The organism is Rhodovulum sp. MB263, assembly GCF_002073975.1.
Classification (GTDB): Bacteria; Pseudomonadota; Alphaproteobacteria; order Rhodobacterales; family Rhodobacteraceae; genus Rhodovulum.
Genome location: NZ_CP020384.1, coordinates 1,527,604 through 1,544,330, shown reverse-complemented (window position 1 = coordinate 1,544,330; position 16,727 = coordinate 1,527,604). Strand labels below are relative to the sequence as shown.

The following is a 16,727-nucleotide window of genomic DNA, read 5'->3' as shown; positions in this document are numbered from 1 at the left end:
GGAAACCACATGAACATTCAAAGCGATATCAAGGGCATCGTCCGCGGCGGCGAGACCCTCAAGCAGCACCGCGACAAGATCATGGAGGCCACCAAGAGCAGCGGCCATTATGCCGGGCTGCGCCACATGGAGCTGCGGGACGAGCATCCGATCAAGTATAACAAACTGTTCTCGCGGCTCAGGGCCGGCGTCGTGGATGCCCGCGAGACCGCCAAGAAGATCGCTGCCTCGCCCATCGTCGAGCAGGAGGGCGAGCTGTGCTTCAGCCTCTATAACGCGGCCGGTGACTGCATCCTGACCTCGACCGGCATCATCATCCATGTCGGCACCATGGGCGCCGCGATCAAATACATGATCGAGAACGGATGGGAGTCCAATCCCGGCGTCAAGGACCGGGACATCTTCTGCAACAATGACAGCCTGATCGGCAACGTCCACCCCTGCGACATCCACACCATCGTGCCGATCTTCCACGAGGGCGAGCTGATCGGCTGGGTCGGCGGCGTGACCCATGTGATCGATACCGGCGCCGTCGGTCCGGGCTCGATGACCACGGGCCAGGTCCAGCGCTTCGGCGACGGCTATTCGGTGACCTGCCGCAAGATCGGCGAGAACGACACGCTGTTCCGCGACTGGCTGCATGAAAGCCAGCGCGCGGTGCGCACCACGCGCTACTGGATGCTCGACGAACGCACCCGGGTCGCGGGCTGCCACATGATCCGCAAGCTGGTCGAGGAGGTGATCGCCGACGAGGGGATCGATGCCTATTGGCAATTCGCCTACGAGGCGATCGAGCACGGCCGGCTGGGCCTTCAGAACCGGATCAAGGCGATGACCATTCCGGGCACCTATCGCCAGGTGGGCTTCGTCGACGTGCCCTACAGCCACGAGGATGTGCGGGTGCCGTCCGACTTCGCCAAGGTCGACACGATCATGCACACGCCCTCCGAGATGACGATCCGCAAGGACGGAACCTGGCGGCTCGATTTCGAAGGCTCGAGCCGATGGGGCTGGCACACCTACAATGCCCATTCGGTCAGCTTCACCTCGGGCATCTGGGTGATGATGACCCAGAGCCTGATCCCGAGCGAGATGATCAATGACGGCGCCGCCTATGGCACCGAGTTCCGCCTGCCCAAGGGCACCTGGATGAACCCGGACGACCGGCGCGTGGCCTTCGCCTATAGCTGGCACTTCCTGGTCTCGTCCTGGACGGCGCTCTGGCGCGGGCTGTCGCGCAGCTATTTCGGGCGCGGCTATCTCGAAGAGGTCAATGCGGGCAACGCCAATACCTCGAACTGGCTGCAGGGCGGCGGCTTCAACCAGTATGACGAGATCCATGCCGTGAACTCGTTCGAATGCGCGGCCAACGGGGTCGGCGCCACGGCGGTGCGCGACGGCATCAGCCATGCGGCGGCGATCTGGAACCCCGAAGGCGACATGGGCGACATGGAGATCTGGGAACTGGCCGAGCCGCTGGTCTATCTCGGCCGCCAGATCAAGGCCTCCTCGGGCGGCGCGGGCAAGTATCGCGGCGGCTGCGGCTTCGAGAGCCTGCGCATGGTCTGGAACGCCAAGGACTGGACGATGTTCTTCATGGGCAACGGCCATATCAGCTCGGACTGGGGGCTGATGGGCGGCTATCCGGCGGCCTCGGGCTACCGCTTCGCCGCGCATGACACCGGGCTGAAGGAGAAGATCGCCAAGGGCGAGCCGATCCCCTGGGGCGGCGATACCGACCCCGAGAACCCGGTCTGGGACAGCATGCTGGAAGGCGCCCGGATCAAGCGCGACAAGCAGGCCATCACCACCGAGGAGATGTTCGCCGATTACGACCTCTACCTCAACTACATGCGTGGTGGCCCGGGCTTCGGCGACCCGCTCGACCGCAAGCCCGAGGCGGTCGCGGCCGATGTCAACGGCGGCTATCTGCTCGCCCGCTTCGCCAGTGACGTCTATGGCGTCGTGCTCAGCGAGGACGCGCGCGGTCAGGTGGTGGCCGATCTGGCCGCGACCGAAGCCCGCCGCGCCGAGATCCGGCAGGAGCGGCTGGCCCAGTCTGTGCCCACCGGCGAATGGATGAAAGCCGAGCGCGAGAAGATCCTCGCCAAGGATGCGGGCACCCAGGTCCAGCAGATGTTTGCCGCCTCGTTCAAGCTCGGTCCGAAATTCGAGCGCGATTTCCGGGCGTTCTGGGATCTTCCGGACAGCTGGCAACTGAAGGAGGCCGACCTGCCGATCCCGTCCTACGGCAAGGACTATTCGATGGACCTGTCGGAACTGCCCGATGTGAACATCGTCCAGCTGGTCGAGGAATGACCCAACCCGGGCGCCGGGCGATCCCGGCGCCCGTTTCAGAAAGGGAGGAACAGACATGGCCTATACCGAAGCCAAGATCCGCGATCTCGTGGACGGCACCATCGACCAGGACACGCTGCATCAGATGCTGTCCATGCCCAAGGACCGCGAGCGGTTCGAGATCTATCTGAAGATCCTGCAGGACCAGGTGCCCTGGGACGACCGGATCATCCTGCCGCTGGGGCCGAAGCTCTTCATCGTCCAGCGCGCCGAGGACAGGAAATGGGTGATCCGGAGCTGGGCCGGGCATGATTTCTGCGACTGGACCGAGAACTGGAAGCTGCATGCCAGGGTCCGGGTCCGCGACACGCCCGAGGCGATGGAGAAGATCTATCCCAAGCTGATGGCCCCCTCGACCGACTGGCAGGTGATCCGCGAATATTTCTGCCCGCTCTCGGGCGATCTGCTCGATGTCGAGGCGCCGACGCCCTGGTATCCGGTGATCCATGATTTCGAACCCGATATCGACACCTTCTATCGCGACTGGCTCGGCCTCGAGGTGCCCGAACGCGCCTGACCCGGTGCATCCCGACCGGCCCTGCCGCGGCCCCCTTTGCAAAGGGGGCCGCATGTCTTTCGCGCCGAAGCTTGCCCGGAAGGCGACAGAGAGATCGCGGAAAGGTTGAGCAAACCGCTTGACCCATCGCCTGTCCCGGCCTTTCATGGTCCCGTTCCAACAAGGAGAGGCCCGGGCCCGTGTCGATGCTTCTGAGCGATCTGCGCACCACCTTCGGCTATCTTGTTCAGGCCGCGCTCTGCCGGCTGGTCGGCCCCTTGCGCCCCAAGGCGCCGCCACGCCCGGATTACAGCGCCGTCTATAGCTCGCCCGACTTCACCATCGAGCGGTTCGGGAAATGCCAGAAGGGCAGCTATATCGAGGTCTACCGCCCCGAGACGCCCTGGATCGGGGCGAACGGCCGCCCGAAGGCCGTGATCTTCCTGCACGGCTTCGTGCTTGGTGCCTCGCAGATCTACCGCGCCCATCTCGAGCATCTCGTCCGTCAGGGCTATACGGTGTTCTTTCCGAATTTCCAGACCGGGTTCTGCAGCTTCCCGCCGCGCGGGGTGATGACCGTGGCCGAGTTGCTCGACGAGGTCTTCGGCGACGGGCTGCGCCCCTCTCAGGAGACATGGATGCGGAACGCGCTGGCCAGCGTCTCCGATGCCTATGTCCGGGTCGGCTTCGGTCCCGATGTCGCGGTCGATACCTATGTCTATGGCCATTCGCTGGGCGGGCTCTTCGCGCTGAGCTGGCCCTGGTATGTCACCAAGGACGGTCTGCCCGACAATCTCATGCCGCTGCAGGTCTTGACCGCCGACCCGGTTCCCAGCAGCGCGGCCGCCTCCGCCCCGGGCCAGATCGGGCAGGCGCTCGACAGCCTCCAGGACGATGTTTCCCTCGCCGTCACCGGCAAGGCGCTGACCATGCCGGTGGCCATCCTGCATGGCGATGCCGACTGGATCGTGCCGAAATCCGAATGGGACGCCCCCTTCGGCGCCATCGCCACCGACCGCAAGCGGATGTATCTGTCGCAGACCGACACCCATGGCTGCCCCGGCCATTTCGCCAATCACGAGCAGGCGACCGACGATACCAGCTTCTTCCGGCCGCTGCTCTCGCTTCTGCTGCTCGACGGCGTCGGCGCCGAGGACAATCTCGACTGGCGCTATCTCTGGTCGGCGCTCGACCGGGTGATCCGTGACGGCGCCCGGGCCGATCAGCTGGACTTCGACATGGGGCAATGGTCGGATGGCCGTCCCGTCCGCCAGGTCGAGGTCTATCTTTCGGGCAGCTGAGCGCGGCAGGCACGGTTCGGGGCACGCATCGGAATGCGCCTTTCAGGTGTCAGGCAAAGCCGGCTTTCCGGTCAGGTCGCCGACCCGGATCGCATTTGCCAAGGAGAAGCTGTCGTTCGTGCCCCATGCAGCGAAGATCGGCAGAGAGCCTTTGCGGATATTGCAACGGTGGAGTTGTCGGCGGAGTATGCGGTCATTTCAAAGGAAAGAAACGCCCATGGTCCGGCAGGCCGTAGCCGACGATGAACCGAAGATCAGGGAATGCGCCGAACTGGCATATGCCCGCTATGTGCCCCTGATCGGACGCAAACCCGCGCCCATGAACGCTGACTTTGCGGGTCAGATCGGGGCCGGTCAGGTTTATGTATCCACAACCGACGAAGGCGATTTTCAAGGCTTCATCGTATTTTACGCCGAGGGCGAGCATGTTCTTCTGGAGAACGTTGCCGTGTTGCCAGCCTCGGCAGGCCGTGGGATTGGTAAGGCGCTTGTTGCTTTCTGTGAGAACGAGGCAAGGACCAGCGGAAAGCGCGCCGTCCATCTCTACACGAACGAGAATATGGAGGAGAATCTGTCGATCTACCCAAGACTCGGATACTCCGAGGTGGCGCGCAGATCCGAAGACGGCTTCAATCGCGTCTATTTCGAGAAGTCTCTTATCTGACGACCGTCCTGTGTGGCTGGCTCCCGCCTAGCAAGATGTAAATGAGACTACGTGTACCTTTTCAGAAGCGGTCTTGTGTCCGGCCTGTTTGCGCGGTTGGCACCGCTGGCCCTGATGGGATCCGCAGATCAGGTTCCTATCTGCTTTGCGGGCAATTTCGCCCGGGACATTCGGCGGAGCGTCCTGATCGTTGCGGCTGAAGGGTACACCATCACATCGTCGGTCTTGCTATCTCTCGAGCACTTAGCTGGCTACGCCGCGTGTGGTTTGCAGGGCGCGTCCCTGGTCAGAACGGCCCACATGATCCGTGCCGTCTTGTTTGCCATGGCCACGGTCGCGAGCCGGACTGGCTTTCTTTGCAACAGCTTCGTCAGCCATGGATCGGCGCGTTCCGGATGATTGGCGACCTGTCGCACGCGCGATGTCATTCCGACGACGATAAGCTGGCGCAGGTATCGGTCACCCATCTTGGTGATCTTTCCCAACCGCTCCTTACCGCCGCTGGAATGATTGCGCGGTGTCAGGCCAAGCCACGCCGCAAACTCTCGACCGCTCCGGAATTGGCGGCCCGACCCGATCGTAGCGGCCACGGCCGAGGCCGTGACGGGCCCGACGCCGGGAATGGTCTGCAGGAGTTGCGCCTGGCGGCTGAGGCGGGCCTGAATACGCATCGTGATCTCGTACCAGCCGAGGCGATTGTGCAGATCGACCAGCTGTCGGCTGAGGACCCGCAGGACGTCCCGGGCGAGCTCGGGCAACCCCGGCTGCTTGCCCTCGATGATCCCTTTCGCAAAATCGATGGCCCGCGCGACGCCCCGGGCGATGGCGATGCCGAACTCCGCGGCCAGGCTCCGGAGCATGTTGATCAACTGGGTGCGCTGTCGAACCACGAAGTCGCGTGCGCGGTGCAGAGACAAGAGCGCCTGCTGGTCCTCGGATTTGATCTCGACGAAACGCATCGTCGGCCGTGTCACGGCTTTGCAAATGGCTTCTGCATCGACAGCGTCGGACTTGCCCCGTTTCACGCAGGGTTTGACATACATCGGCGGCATCAGCCGGACAGTATGGCCGAGCTTCGCAAGCTCGCGGCCCCGGTGGTGGCTCGATGCGCAGGCTTCGATGCCGATGAGGCAGGGCGACAGTCGTCCGAAGAACGCCAGCACCTGCGCCCGGCGCAAAGGTCGGTTGAAGGCAACCTCTCCGATCGCGGTAACTCCGTGGACATGAAAGATGTTCTTGGCCAGGTCGAAGCCGACTGTTGTAACCTTCATGCGGATGGCTCCTCTCGCAGCAGACAATGACATCTGCACTATGGCGCATTGCGACGCCGGGGGCGGGAGCCATCCACCCCATCTGCTTTGTCCGCATAGCAGGCACGCGCGCGGGGCGCGTCGAAGGTCCGGTTTAGGCGGAAATGAGTGGCAATGGGGTCAGGATTGCCTGGCATTGCCTCGCGACCAAGACCCGGAAATCCATGGGATCGGGTTGCTTTCGCATGGCATTCGCCAGCGCGCCCCGGTCCGCTTTGCCATCCCCTGCCCCTTACGGACCGGCGGACGGAATTCCGGACAGGCCCCGCTAGACCGGCATCTGCCGCGAGAAGACCAGCGCCATCGAGTCGGTCAGCGTGATCGGCCCGCCGTGATAATCCGGACCGATCGAGGGCGTGCGCAGCGCGACCTCCCAGCCGCCGCCACCGATCCCCGGCACCGGCAGGCTCAGCGGGTCGATCTCTCCGGTCGGCTTGCCCTCCATATGCATGACCGCGTAGATCTGCTCGCCATCGGGGCCGTGCCGGAGCGCGGTGAACAGCGTGCGTCCCGCGATCGGGCGCAGATAGTCGAAGCTGTCGCAGCCTGCGTAATTCGCGGCAAGCCAGGGCCGCTTGCGGCGAAACCCGCGCAGGGACAGGCAGAAGGCGGCCTGATCGGCATCGAGCGTCGGCAGCGAGGTCGAGACGTTGCAATATTCGTGCATGTCATCCATCCAGGCCCGCGCCATGTGCTTGAGCGCGGCCACCGTATAGACCTCGGGGCCGGCCAGCGGCGGCTCGGCCTTGTTCAGCAGCCGCGCGATCTCGTCGAGATCGTATTCGGTGACCTCGACCAGCCCGGGCAGGAATTCGAAGAAGCGCACGAGGTCGCTGCGGGTCTCGAAGCCCATCTCCTTGAGGCGGCGGAAATTGGCGGGCACCGAATAGCTGTATTCGTCGACCTGCCATTTCAGGCTGATCGCCTCTTCGGCCACGACCTTGACGCCGTAACGGTCGTCCTGGTTGCGGATGAAGCCCCAGGAGGCCCGCGCCATGGCATTGAGGAAATCCATCGGCACGCCGGGCAGCGCGACATAGGTCAGCACATGGTTCGCCGGATTGTCATAGGCCTTGTCGAGGATCTCCATCCGGGTCCGGCCCAGCCTTGTATTGACGTTCAGCTTGGGGCTGACCTGGGTGCCGCGCCGCAGGGTGTCATGGTTCGAGGTGCCCGAGATCCAGGTCGCGCCAAGCTCGACGATCTCGCGGATGCGCCAGAATTTCGACAGCCAGAAGGTATAGAGAAAGGGCGTGTTATGGGCGAAGGTCAGGGGCCCCCACTGGAACACGTCATCATCGGTCTGCGCCTCGATCACCGCGCGGTAATCCGAGGACAGCTCCCAGTCCTCCTCGGGCCAGGGCCGGCCATCCTCGAAGATGAACCAGGGCCGGTAGCGTGTGCCCGCCGCCTCCTGCACCAGGTCGGCCATGGATTGCAGATAGTCGTCATCATGGCGCAGCGTCTGGGTACTGGCATCCCACCACTTGAAATCCTGCGCGCCATCGACCCGGACCCCGTCGGCACCGAAATTCACCTTGCGCCGCTGCATCTCCAGGAGGATCGCCCGCACCGCCGGGTTCTGATAATCGAGATTCTGGCCATACATGTTCGGCCCGGCGAAGAAATGGCTGTTGAGCGCGGCGAGCCCCTGATTGTCGGCATGGCCGAAGACCACATCGAGGATCAGCTTTTTCGGGTTGCCGGGAAAGTTGTGCAGCTCGGCCGCGAAATCGACCAGCTCGTCGGGGCGCCCGGTTTCCAGCAGCACCGGATTGACCGTGCCCATGCCCGAAATGACGATGTCATAGCCCCAGTTGGTGGTGTCGGGACGCAAAAGCGAGACCGTCACGCCCTCTTCGTCGCCATCGACCTCCTGCCAGAAATCCGGCCCCGCCTCATGCACCGTCGTAGGCTCCACCGGCAGAAGCTGCACCGCATCATAGCCGAGGAACAGCTTGTCCGCAGGTTCCAGCGGCAACTCGCGCGCGACGCGCTCGGCCAGCCGGTGGTAATGGCGGGTGAGGCTGGCCAGCGTGCCCCCCGCCGTCGCCGTCGGCACATGAACCTGAAGGATGTTCGCGGGAGGGCCGAACTTGTGCGGCGCCTCGCCCCTGAAGGCCTCGAAATAGGCCGCGTCGCCCCGCGCCGCCAGCATTGCCTCGACATCGTACAGCTCGGCCGGGGCCATCACGCCGAAGGGCAGCGACATCGCCAGCGGGTCGAGAATGCGGTGCCAGCCGCCCTCGGGATCGCGCCAGGCCAGCGCATAGAAATCGCCCAAGCGCTCGCGGCTGCCCGCCCGCATGCCGGTGACGGCGGTGAAGCAATGCGCCTCTTCGACGATCACCGGCACCCAGGCCCGTTCGAAGCGGATCTCCTGATGCGCGCGGGTCAGATCCATCGGTTCGAGCGGCGCCAGAACCTCGAGGAAGACATCGCCCGACGGCACCCGCGCATCGAGGATCTCGGGCGTCCAGAAGCCGAACACGGCCCGCCCCTCCTCGACCCGGCCGCCAAGCCTGCGCGCGATCCGGCTTTGCGCCTGGAAAGCGGTCTCGGCGGTGGTCAGCGCCTCGCGCGCGGCTTGGGCCTCGGCCCGCGCGGCGGCCTCGTCGAATTCGATCCGGTCCCTCAGGGGCATGTCTCTGTCCTTTCCCTGCGCGGGGCCGAAGGTCCGGCCGGTTCCGGGCTCGCCCTCGTCGCGCATCAGCCGTCCTCCTGAACCAGGATCACGGTCGAGAGCGGCGGCAGGCAGATCGCGGCCGAGGCCGCCTGGCTATGGCTCGGTCGTGGCTCGGCCGTCACCCCGCCCATATTGCCGCGCCCCTGCCCGCCATAAAGCGGGGCATCGGTGTTCAGCGCCTCGCGCCAGCGCCCGGCGGCCGGAAGGCCCAGCCGGTAGGCCGGTTGCTCGACCGGCGAGAAGTTGCAGATCGCGACCGCGTTCGGATCGTCAGGCCCGCCGCGGCGGAGCCAGGCATAGACCGAACGCGAAGCATCATCGGCCTCGATCCACTGAAAGCCCTCGGGGCTGAAATCCAGCGCATGAAGCGCGGGCGTGCCGCGGTAAAGCGTGTTCAGATCGCGCACCAGACGCTGCATCCCGGCATGGGAGGGATCGTCCAGCGCCGCCCAGTCGAGGCTGCCGGCATAGGCCCATTCGGCCTCCTGGGCGAACTCCTGCCCCATGAACAGAAGCTTCTTGCCCGGCTGGGCCCACATGAACCCGTAGAAGGCGCGCAGATTGGCGAATTGCGCCGCGCGGTCGCCGGGCATCTTGGTCAGCATCGAGCCCTTGCCATAGACCACCTCGTCATGGCTGATCGGCAGGATGAAATTCTCGGAAAACGCATAGGTCAGCCCGAAGGTCATCCGGTTGTGGTGATGGCGCCGGTTCCCCGGCTCCTCGGCCATGTAGCCCAGCGTGTCGTGCATCCAGCCCAGGTTCCACTTGTAGCCGAAGCCCAGCCCCCCCTGATCGACCGGCCGGGTCACGCCGGGATAGGCGGTGCTTTCCTCGGCCGCGGTCAGGGTGCCGGGATGGGCGCCATAGCTCAGCGTGTTCATCTGCTGCAACAAAGCGATGGCCTCGTAATTCTCGCGTCCGCCATCCTTGTTCGGCACCCATTCGCCTTCTTTCCGCGAATAATCGCGATAGAGCATCGAGGCCACGGCATCGGCCCTCAGCCCGTCGACATGGTATTCCTCCAGCCAGTAGAGCGCGTTGGCCGTCAGGAAATTCGCGACCTCGGTGCGGCCGAAATTGTAGATCAGCGTGTTCCAGTCCTGGTGGAACCCCTCGCGCGGGTCGGCATATTCGTAAAGCGCGGTGCCGTCGAACTTGCCCAGCCCATGCGCGTCGGCCGGGAAATGCGCGCCGACCCAGTCGAGGATCACGCCCAACCCCTTGCGATGCGCCGCATCGACCAGATCGCGGAATTCATGCGGCGGCCCATGGCGCACGGTCGGGGCATAAAGCCCGACCGGCTGATAGCCCCAGGACCCGTCGAACGGGTATTCGCTGATCGGCATCAGCTCGATATGGGTGAACCCCATCGCGGCCACGTAATCGACCAGTTCCTCGGCGGCCTCTACATAGGAGATCGCGCGCCCGTCGGCGCGACGCTTCCAGGAGGCAAGATGCACCTCGTAGATCGAGATCGGCGCGCTGCGGGCATTGCGGCCCGCTCGGTCCTGCATCCACTCGCCGTCCGACCAGCCATAGCCGCGCAGATCATGCACGACCGAGGCATTGGCGGGCGGATGTTCCGAGCCGAAGCCCACAGGGTCGGCCTTCAGCGGCTGCAGCGTCCCGTCCGGCCCCAGAATTTCGTACTTGTAGCTGGCATTCTCGCCGATGCCCGGCAGGAAGATTTCCCAGACACAGCTCGCCCCCCGGCGCCGCATCACATGGCGCCGTCCGTCCCACATGTTGAAGGGCCCCACCACCGAGACCCGGCGGGCATTGGGCGCCCAGACCGCGAAATGGGTCCCAGCCACGCCCTCATGGGTGATCGCATGGGCACCGAGCGCCTCCCACAACCGGCGATGTTCGCCCCGCCCGATCAGATGCTCGTCCAGCGCGCCCAGAACCGGGCCGAAGCGGTAGGGATCGTCGATCTCCCAGACCGTGCCTTTGGCCTTGGCGCGCAGCCGGTAGGCCCCCTCGCCGGGAACCGGGCCGGTAAACAGCCCCGGACAGTCGGGCACAGGCGCAAGTGAATGGGCGCCATCCTTGGCACCGGGCTCGGCACCCGGCGCATCGTCCAGGAGCGCCTCCAGCGTTTCGGCCCCGGGCATCAGGGCGGTGACATGACGGCGACCGTCCACTCGGTGCGGTCCCAGAACCGCGAAGGGATCGTCAAATGTGCCAAGGGCGATCCGTTGCAGGATGTCCTGCGGAAGGCCCGGCCCCGGTCGGGATGTGATATCGGATTGCATGCCCTAGACCCTAGGAACCCGAAGCCATTCTTCAACTCCGGCGGTGAAATCAGTCCTCCCCGGCCGCAGCATCCGCCCGGTATCGCGCCGCCTGCCCAAATAGCGGGCACTCCTTGCGCGTGACCTGCGCAAACCGGCGGACGCCACGGCATCGGCGCCAGCCCCGCCCTTCCGGCCGCTCGCCTGTGGCGCGTGTAAAAACCTTCCGGTATACCCGGCGAAAGGGCCGGGCAGCGGCCCTGCAACAGGCCGTGCCATTCTTCGGCACGCCCCAGAAGCGGAAGGGTGCCATGGCGATTTCCCGATCCCTTGCGGACGAACTGGACAAGCGGCGCGCGGCCGCGCTCGAGGGTGGCGGCCCGGCCAAGGCCGCGGACCGCCATGCCAAGGGCCGCATGACCGCGCGCGAACGGATCGAGGCGCTCTATTCGGCCGGAACCTTCCAGGAAACCGGGTTGCACGCCCAGCATGCGACCCGCCATTTCGGGATGGAGAAGAAGTCGATCCCGGCCGATGGCGTCATCACCGGCACGGGCTTCGTCGATGGCCGCCCAGTCGCGGCCTTCAGCCAGGATTTCGGCGTCGTCGGCGGCACCTTGGGCGAGATGCATTCGCGCAAGATCTGCTTCGTGCTCGACCACGCGCTGAAGGCGGGCGTGCCGGTCGTGGGCTTCAACGATTCCGGCGGCGCGCGGATCCAGGAGGGTGTCGGCGCGCTCTCGGCCTATGGCCAGGTCTTCTACCGCAACGTGCAGCTGTCGGGCGTGGTGCCGCAGATCTCGGTCATTGCCGGGCCCTGCGCGGGCGGCGCGGCCTACAGCCCCGCCCTGACCGATTTCGTGATCATGACGCGGGAACACGCCCAGATGTTCATCTGCGGCCCCGAGGTAATCCGCGCCGTCACCGGACAGACCACGACGATGGACGAGATCGGCTCGGCCGCGGCGCATGGCTCGGTCTCGGGCAATATCCATTTCATCGCCGAGGACGACGCCGATGCGGTGGCCATCGTCCACCGGCTTTTGTCCTTCCTGCCCTCGAACAACATGATGGACCCGCCGCACCGGATCGAGCCGGATCTGGCGATCGAGGACGACCCCGAGCTTGACGCGCTGCTGCCAGAAGATCCGAAATCGGCCTATGACGTGCGCGGGGTGATCGCGCGGCTGGCCGATGGCGGCGATTTCCTCGAGGTGATGGCAGGTTTTGCCGCCAATCTGGTGGTGGGCTTCGGCCGGATCGGCGGCGTGGTGACGGGCTTTGTCGCCAACCAGCCGATGGTCAAGGCGGGCGCGCTCGACATCGACGCCTCGGACAAGGGCGCGCGCTTCGTGCGGCTTTGCAACGTCTTCAACATCCCGCTGGTGACGCTCGTCGATGTGCCGGGCTTTCTGCCGGGCGTGGCCGAGGAGCGGCGCGGCATCATCCGGCACGGCGCCAAGATGCTTTTTGCCTATGCCTCGGCGACGGTGCCGAAGATCACCGTCATCATGCGCAAGGCCTATGGCGGCGCCTATCTGGCGATGTGCAGTCAGGATATGGGGGCCGACAGGGTGATCGCCTGGCCCAGCGCCGAGATTGCGGTGATGGGGGCCGAGGGCGCGGTCAACATCCTCTATCGCAAGGACCTGGCCGCGGCCGAGGACCGCGCCGCGCGCGCACAGGAGCTTGCCGCCGAATATCGCGCCGAATTCGCCTCGCCCTATCTCTCGGCCGGGCGGCTCTTCGTGTCGGATATCGTCCAGCCGCGCCAGACCCGCAGCGCCATCGCGCTGACGCTGCGCGGGCTGTTGTCGAAACGCGAGACGCGGCCGCCGAAGAAACACGGCAACATCCCGCTTTAGGTCCGATCATGCTGGAAAACCTTGCCCTGATCGGAACCGGCTTTGCGGTGGTGATCCTGGTCCTGTCCTCGATCTGGGGCGCCTGCGCGCTGATCGGGTGGGGCTTCACGCGGGCGGCTGTGCGGAAGACCGCCGCCTCAGGAACGCCCGACAGCCGGCCTCTCGCCGAGAGCGCGGGCGTGCCGCCCCACCATATCGCGGCCATCGCGGCGGCGGTGGCCGAAACGCTCGGGCCGGGCTACCGCGTCAGACATGTCGCCGCGCCCGCCCATCTGGTCGACGGCTGGCCGCTCGAAGGCCGGATCGAGACCTTCGCCGCCCATCGCGTCCGCACCGGTTGGGGGCCGACCCGGCCCCGGCTTGGCGCCCGGATGCCAGAGATCACAGAAGGACCGAAGCCATGAAGCGCCTGCGGATCACCGTCGACGGCACCCCCTATGAGGTGACGGTAGAAGAGATCGAGACCGGGCCCGGGACCGCCCCCACAGCTGCACCAGCCCCCCGCAGCGCGTCCGCACCGCCCCGCCCCGCCCCGGCGGCGCCCTCCGTCGCGGCGGCGGCGCCCTCGGTCGCGGCGCCTGCCCAGCCCGGCGCGGTCCTGAGCCCGCTTGCCGGCACCACGGTCAGCGTCGCGGTCGCGGTGGGCCAGAGCGTCGTTGCGGGCGAGCCCCTGATGGTGCTCGAGGCGATGAAGATGAATACCGACATCCGCGCGCCGCAGGCCGGGACCGTCTCGGCGATCAACGTGGCCCCCGGCGCGACCGTGACCGAGGGGCAGGTCCTGCTGGTCCTGTCCTGAGGAGGTCCGCCCGATGCTGCCCAATCCGCTGAGCGACCGGCTCGACAGCCTGATCGGCATGACCGCCCTGCCCGACGTCACCTGGCAGATGGCGGTGATGTGGCTGATCGTGGCGGGGCTGTTCTACCTCGCCATCTACCGCAAGTTCGAACCGCTTCTGCTGGTGCCCATCGCCTTCGGCGCGCTGCTGGCCAACCTGCCGACCGAAGGGCTGGTGAACCCGCCCGGCGAGGGCTTGGCGGGGGGGCTGTTCCATTACATCTCGCTCGGCGTCGATCTGGAGCTGTTCCCGCCCCTGATCTTCCTCGGCGTGGGCGCGCTGACCGATTTCGGGCCCCTGATCGCCAATCCGCGCACCCTGCTTCTGGGGGGCGCTGCGCAATTCGGGGTCTTCGCCACCTTCCTCGGGGCGACACTTCTGGGCTTCTCGCCCCAGGAGGCGGGCGCCATCGGCATCATCGGCGGCGCCGACGGGCCGACCTCGATCTTTTTGGCCAACAAGATGGCGCCGCATCTGCTGGCCCCCATCGCGGTCGCGGCCTACAGCTACATGGCGCTGGTGCCGCTGATCCAGCCGCCGATCATGCGCGCGCTGACCACCGAGGCCGAGCGCAAGATCCGGATGCAGTCTCTGCGCCCGGTCTCGCGGCTGGAAAAGCTGATCTTCGCCGGGCTGGTGACGGTGATCGTGATCCTGCTGGTCCCCGCCGCCTCGGCGCTGATCGGCATGCTGATGCTGGGTAACGTCCTGCGCGAGAGCCTGGTGACCGACCGGCTGGCCAAGGCGGCGCAGAACGAGGTGATCAACGTGGTGACGATCCTCTTGGGCACCTCGGTCGGGATCACCATGACCGGCGAGCGCTTTCTCAATGCCGACACGCTGATGATCCTCGGGCTCGGCGTCATCGCCTTCGGCATCGCGACCGCCGCGGGCGTGCTGATGGCCAGGGCGATGAACCTGGTCAGCCGGAGCAAGATCAACCCGCTGATCGGCTCGGCCGGGGTCTCGGCGGTGCCGATGGCGGCGCGGGTCAGCCAGATCGAGGGCCAGCGCGCCGATCCGGGCAATTACCTGCTGATGCACGCCATGGGACCGAATGTCGCGGGCGTGATCGGCACGGCGGTGGTCGCGGGCTATTTCATCGCCCAATACGCGGGTTGAAATCCGGACCTCTTGTCGCAGGCTGCGCGGACCGCCGCCGCCGCGCAGCTCCTTTCGCCTCATTGCCCCAAGGAAAACGTCCCGCTCGCGGCCGCCGCGTCGCCCGGCCGCGCGTCAACTCGACGTTGACCCCCGGACCGCAAGTCGCTTTGGTTACGAAGCCTTCGACAACAAACAGATCACCGGCATGACCGATGGGACAGGATGCCGGGATCCCATGAAAGGTGCAAAATGACCCTACATACGTTTCTCACCACTTCCGCGCTGGCGCTGAGCCTGGCCTCGGCCGCCGCGGCGCAACAGACGCTGGTCTATTGCTCGGAGGGCTCGCCCGAAGGGTTCGACCCCGCGCTCTATACCTCGGGCACGACCTTCGACGCCGCCGGACAGGCCGTCTATGCCCGCCTTGTCGAGTTCAAGACCGGCACCACCGAAGTGATTCCCGGGCTCGCCGAAAGCTACGACATCTCCGAGGACGGCAAGACCTATACCTTCCATCTGCGGCCCGGCATCAAGTTCCAGACCACGGATTTCTTCACGCCCACGCGCGATATGACCGCCGATGACGTGATCTTCAGCTTCATGCGGCAGCTCGACCCCGAGAACCCGTTCCACAACGCCTCGGGCGGCACCTTCGAATATTTCAACGCGATGTCGATGCCCGAACTGATCGACAGCATCGAGAAGGTCGACGACCTGACCGTCGCCTTCCACCTGACCCGGCCCGAGGCCCCCTTCATCGCCAACATGGCCATGGATTTCGCCTCGATCATGTCCACGGAATATGCCGACCAGCTGCTCGAGCAGGGCCGACCCGACCTGCTGAACCAGCAGCCGCTGGGCGCCGGTCCCTTCGCCTTCGTCGCCTATCAGAAGGATGCGGTGATCCGCTATCGCAAGCATGACGGCTTCTACCGCGAGGGGCTGCCGAAGCTCGACAACCTGATCTTCGCGATCACCCCCGACGCCTCGGTCCGTTACCAGAAGCTGAAGGCGGGCGAATGCCATGTGATGCCCTTCCCGAACCCGGCCGATATCGCCGAGATGAAGTCCCAGGACGGCATCACCGTGAAGGAGCAGGAAGGCCTGAATGTCGGCTACCTGGCCTTCAACACCCAGCAGCCGCCCTTCGACAATCCGAAGGTCCGCAAGGCGCTGAACATGGCGATGGACAAGCAGGCCATCATCGATGTCGTGTTCCAGGGCGCGGGCGAGGTCGCCAAGAACCCGATCCCGCCGACCATGTGGAGCTATAACGACGCGGTCGAGGACGACCCCTACGATCCCGAGGCCGCCAAGGCGATGCTGGAGGCGGAAGGCGTCAGCGATCTGTCGATGAAGCTCTGGGCGATGCCGGTGCAGCGGCCCTACAACCCCAATGCCCGGCGCATGGCCGAGATGATGCAGGCCGATTTCGAGAAGGTCGGCGTCAAGGCCGAGATCGTCTCCTACGAATGGGGCGAATATCTCGACCGCTCGAAAGAGGTGGACCGCGACGGCGCGGTGCTGCTGGGCTGGACCGGCGACAATGGCGACCCGGACAACTTCCTGGGCACCCTGCTCAGCTGCGACGGGGTCGGCGGCGCGAACCGCTCGCAATGGTGCTACGAGCCCTTCGAGAAGCTGATCCAGGAGGCCAAGACCAAGCCGACCCAGGCCGAACGTGCCAAGCTTTACGAAGAGGCGCAGGTCATCTTCAAGGAGCAGGCTCCCTGGGCCACGATCGCGCATTCGAAGGTGTTCATGCCGATGCGCGACGAGGTCGAGGGTTACAAGGTGCACCCGCTCGGGTTGCACATCTTCACCGAGGTCAGCCTCGACAAGTGATCACAAAATGGGCGGCGGGGCT

Annotated in this window: 12 protein-coding genes; 9 read left to right on the top strand and 3 right to left on the bottom strand. The window is 65.6% G+C overall.

The window, feature by feature from the left end:
* Window positions 1-9 precede the first annotated feature (9 nt).
* The 4 genes from B5V46_RS07330 to B5V46_RS07310 all read left to right on the top strand — a co-directional run bounded on the left by B5V46_RS07330 (window position 10) and on the right by B5V46_RS07310 (window position 4,819).
* Window positions 10-2,319, top strand: a complete 2,310-nt coding sequence (locus B5V46_RS07330; RefSeq protein ID WP_080615992.1) for a hydantoinase B/oxoprolinase family protein — start codon at window positions 10-12, stop codon at window positions 2,317-2,319.
* A gap of 55 nt (window positions 2,320-2,374) precedes the next feature.
* On the top strand, window positions 2,375-2,875 hold the full coding sequence (locus tag B5V46_RS07325; protein ID WP_080615991.1) for an acetone carboxylase subunit gamma: 501 nt from the start codon (window positions 2,375-2,377) through the stop codon (window positions 2,873-2,875).
* 179 nt (window positions 2,876-3,054) lie between these two features.
* Window positions 3,055-4,155: an alpha/beta hydrolase gene (locus B5V46_RS20200; protein WP_196774371.1), complete on the top strand. Its 1,101-nt coding sequence runs from the start codon at window positions 3,055-3,057 to the stop codon at window positions 4,153-4,155.
* Window positions 4,156-4,372: 217 nt separating this feature from the next.
* Window positions 4,373-4,819 carry a GNAT family N-acetyltransferase gene (locus B5V46_RS07310; protein WP_080615990.1) on the top strand — a complete coding sequence of 149 codons (447 nt, stop codon included), beginning with the start codon at window positions 4,373-4,375 and terminating at the stop codon, window positions 4,817-4,819.
* 251 nt (window positions 4,820-5,070) lie between these two features.
* Here B5V46_RS07310 and B5V46_RS07305 read toward each other — a convergent pair whose 3' ends face one another.
* The 3 genes from B5V46_RS07305 to glgB form a co-directional block, all read right to left on the bottom strand.
* Window positions 5,071-6,090 (bottom strand): IS110 family transposase, encoded by a 1,020-nt coding sequence (locus B5V46_RS07305; RefSeq protein WP_080615989.1) that lies wholly within the window; start codon window positions 6,088-6,090, stop codon window positions 5,071-5,073.
* A 307-nt stretch (window positions 6,091-6,397) separates the two neighbouring features.
* Window positions 6,398-8,773 (bottom strand): glucosylglycerol hydrolase, encoded by a 2,376-nt coding sequence (gene gghA / locus B5V46_RS07300; RefSeq protein WP_080617980.1) that lies wholly within the window; start codon window positions 8,771-8,773, stop codon window positions 6,398-6,400.
* Between the two features lie 65 nt (window positions 8,774-8,838).
* The gene (gene glgB / locus B5V46_RS07295; protein ID WP_080615988.1) at window positions 8,839-11,073 is read right to left on the bottom strand and encodes a 1,4-alpha-glucan branching protein GlgB; all 2,235 of its coding nucleotides are present in this window, start codon (window positions 11,071-11,073) and stop codon (window positions 8,839-8,841) included.
* 290 nt (window positions 11,074-11,363) lie between these two features.
* On the opposite strand from glgB, the gene B5V46_RS07290 reads away from it, so the two are divergent.
* From B5V46_RS07290 to B5V46_RS07270, 5 genes are all read left to right on the top strand, one after another.
* Window positions 11,364-12,917 (top strand): acyl-CoA carboxylase subunit beta, encoded by a 1,554-nt coding sequence (locus B5V46_RS07290; protein WP_080615987.1) that lies wholly within the window; start codon window positions 11,364-11,366, stop codon window positions 12,915-12,917.
* A gap of 8 nt (window positions 12,918-12,925) precedes the next feature.
* Window positions 12,926-13,321, top strand: a complete 396-nt coding sequence (locus B5V46_RS07285) for an OadG family transporter subunit (protein ID WP_080615986.1) — start codon at window positions 12,926-12,928, stop codon at window positions 13,319-13,321.
* Complete coding sequence (locus B5V46_RS07280) at window positions 13,318-13,716, top strand: biotin/lipoyl-containing protein (protein WP_080615985.1); 399 nt, start codon at window positions 13,318-13,320, stop codon at window positions 13,714-13,716. The genes B5V46_RS07285 and B5V46_RS07280 overlap by 4 nt, the downstream gene beginning before the upstream one ends.
* 13 nt (window positions 13,717-13,729) lie before the next feature.
* Window positions 13,730-14,878 (top strand): sodium ion-translocating decarboxylase subunit beta, encoded by a 1,149-nt coding sequence (locus tag B5V46_RS07275; RefSeq protein WP_231119259.1) that lies wholly within the window; start codon window positions 13,730-13,732, stop codon window positions 14,876-14,878.
* Between the two features lie 231 nt (window positions 14,879-15,109).
* Entirely contained in the window at window positions 15,110-16,705 is a 1,596-nt protein-coding gene (locus B5V46_RS07270; protein ID WP_080615984.1) for an ABC transporter substrate-binding protein, read from the top strand.
* Window positions 16,706-16,727 lie beyond the last annotated feature (22 nt).

Bases quoted from the DNA above. Each gene is read 5' to 3' on its own strand.
- B5V46_RS07330 (WP_080615992.1), top strand. From the start codon at position 10: ATGAACATTCAAAGCGATATCAAGGGCATCGTCCGCGGCGGCGAGACC.
- B5V46_RS07325 (WP_080615991.1), top strand. From the start codon at position 2,375: ATGGCCTATACCGAAGCCAAGATCCGCGATCTCGTGGACGGCACCATC.
- B5V46_RS07310 (WP_080615990.1), top strand. From the start codon at position 4,373: ATGGTCCGGCAGGCCGTAGCCGACGATGAACCGAAGATCAGGGAATGC.
- B5V46_RS07305 (WP_080615989.1), bottom strand. From the start codon at position 6,090: ATGAAGGTTACAACAGTCGGCTTCGACCTGGCCAAGAACATCTTTCAT.
- gghA (WP_080617980.1), bottom strand. From the start codon at position 8,773: ATGCCCCTGAGGGACCGGATCGAATTCGACGAGGCCGCCGCGCGGGCC.
- glgB (WP_080615988.1), bottom strand. From the start codon at position 11,073: ATGCAATCCGATATCACATCCCGACCGGGGCCGGGCCTTCCGCAGGAC.
- B5V46_RS07290 (WP_080615987.1), top strand. From the start codon at position 11,364: ATGGCGATTTCCCGATCCCTTGCGGACGAACTGGACAAGCGGCGCGCG.
- B5V46_RS07285 (WP_080615986.1), top strand. From the start codon at position 12,926: ATGCTGGAAAACCTTGCCCTGATCGGAACCGGCTTTGCGGTGGTGATC.
- B5V46_RS07280 (WP_080615985.1), top strand. From the start codon at position 13,318: ATGAAGCGCCTGCGGATCACCGTCGACGGCACCCCCTATGAGGTGACG.
- B5V46_RS07275 (WP_231119259.1), top strand. From the start codon at position 13,730: ATGCTGCCCAATCCGCTGAGCGACCGGCTCGACAGCCTGATCGGCATG.
- B5V46_RS07270 (WP_080615984.1), top strand. From the start codon at position 15,110: ATGACCCTACATACGTTTCTCACCACTTCCGCGCTGGCGCTGAGCCTG.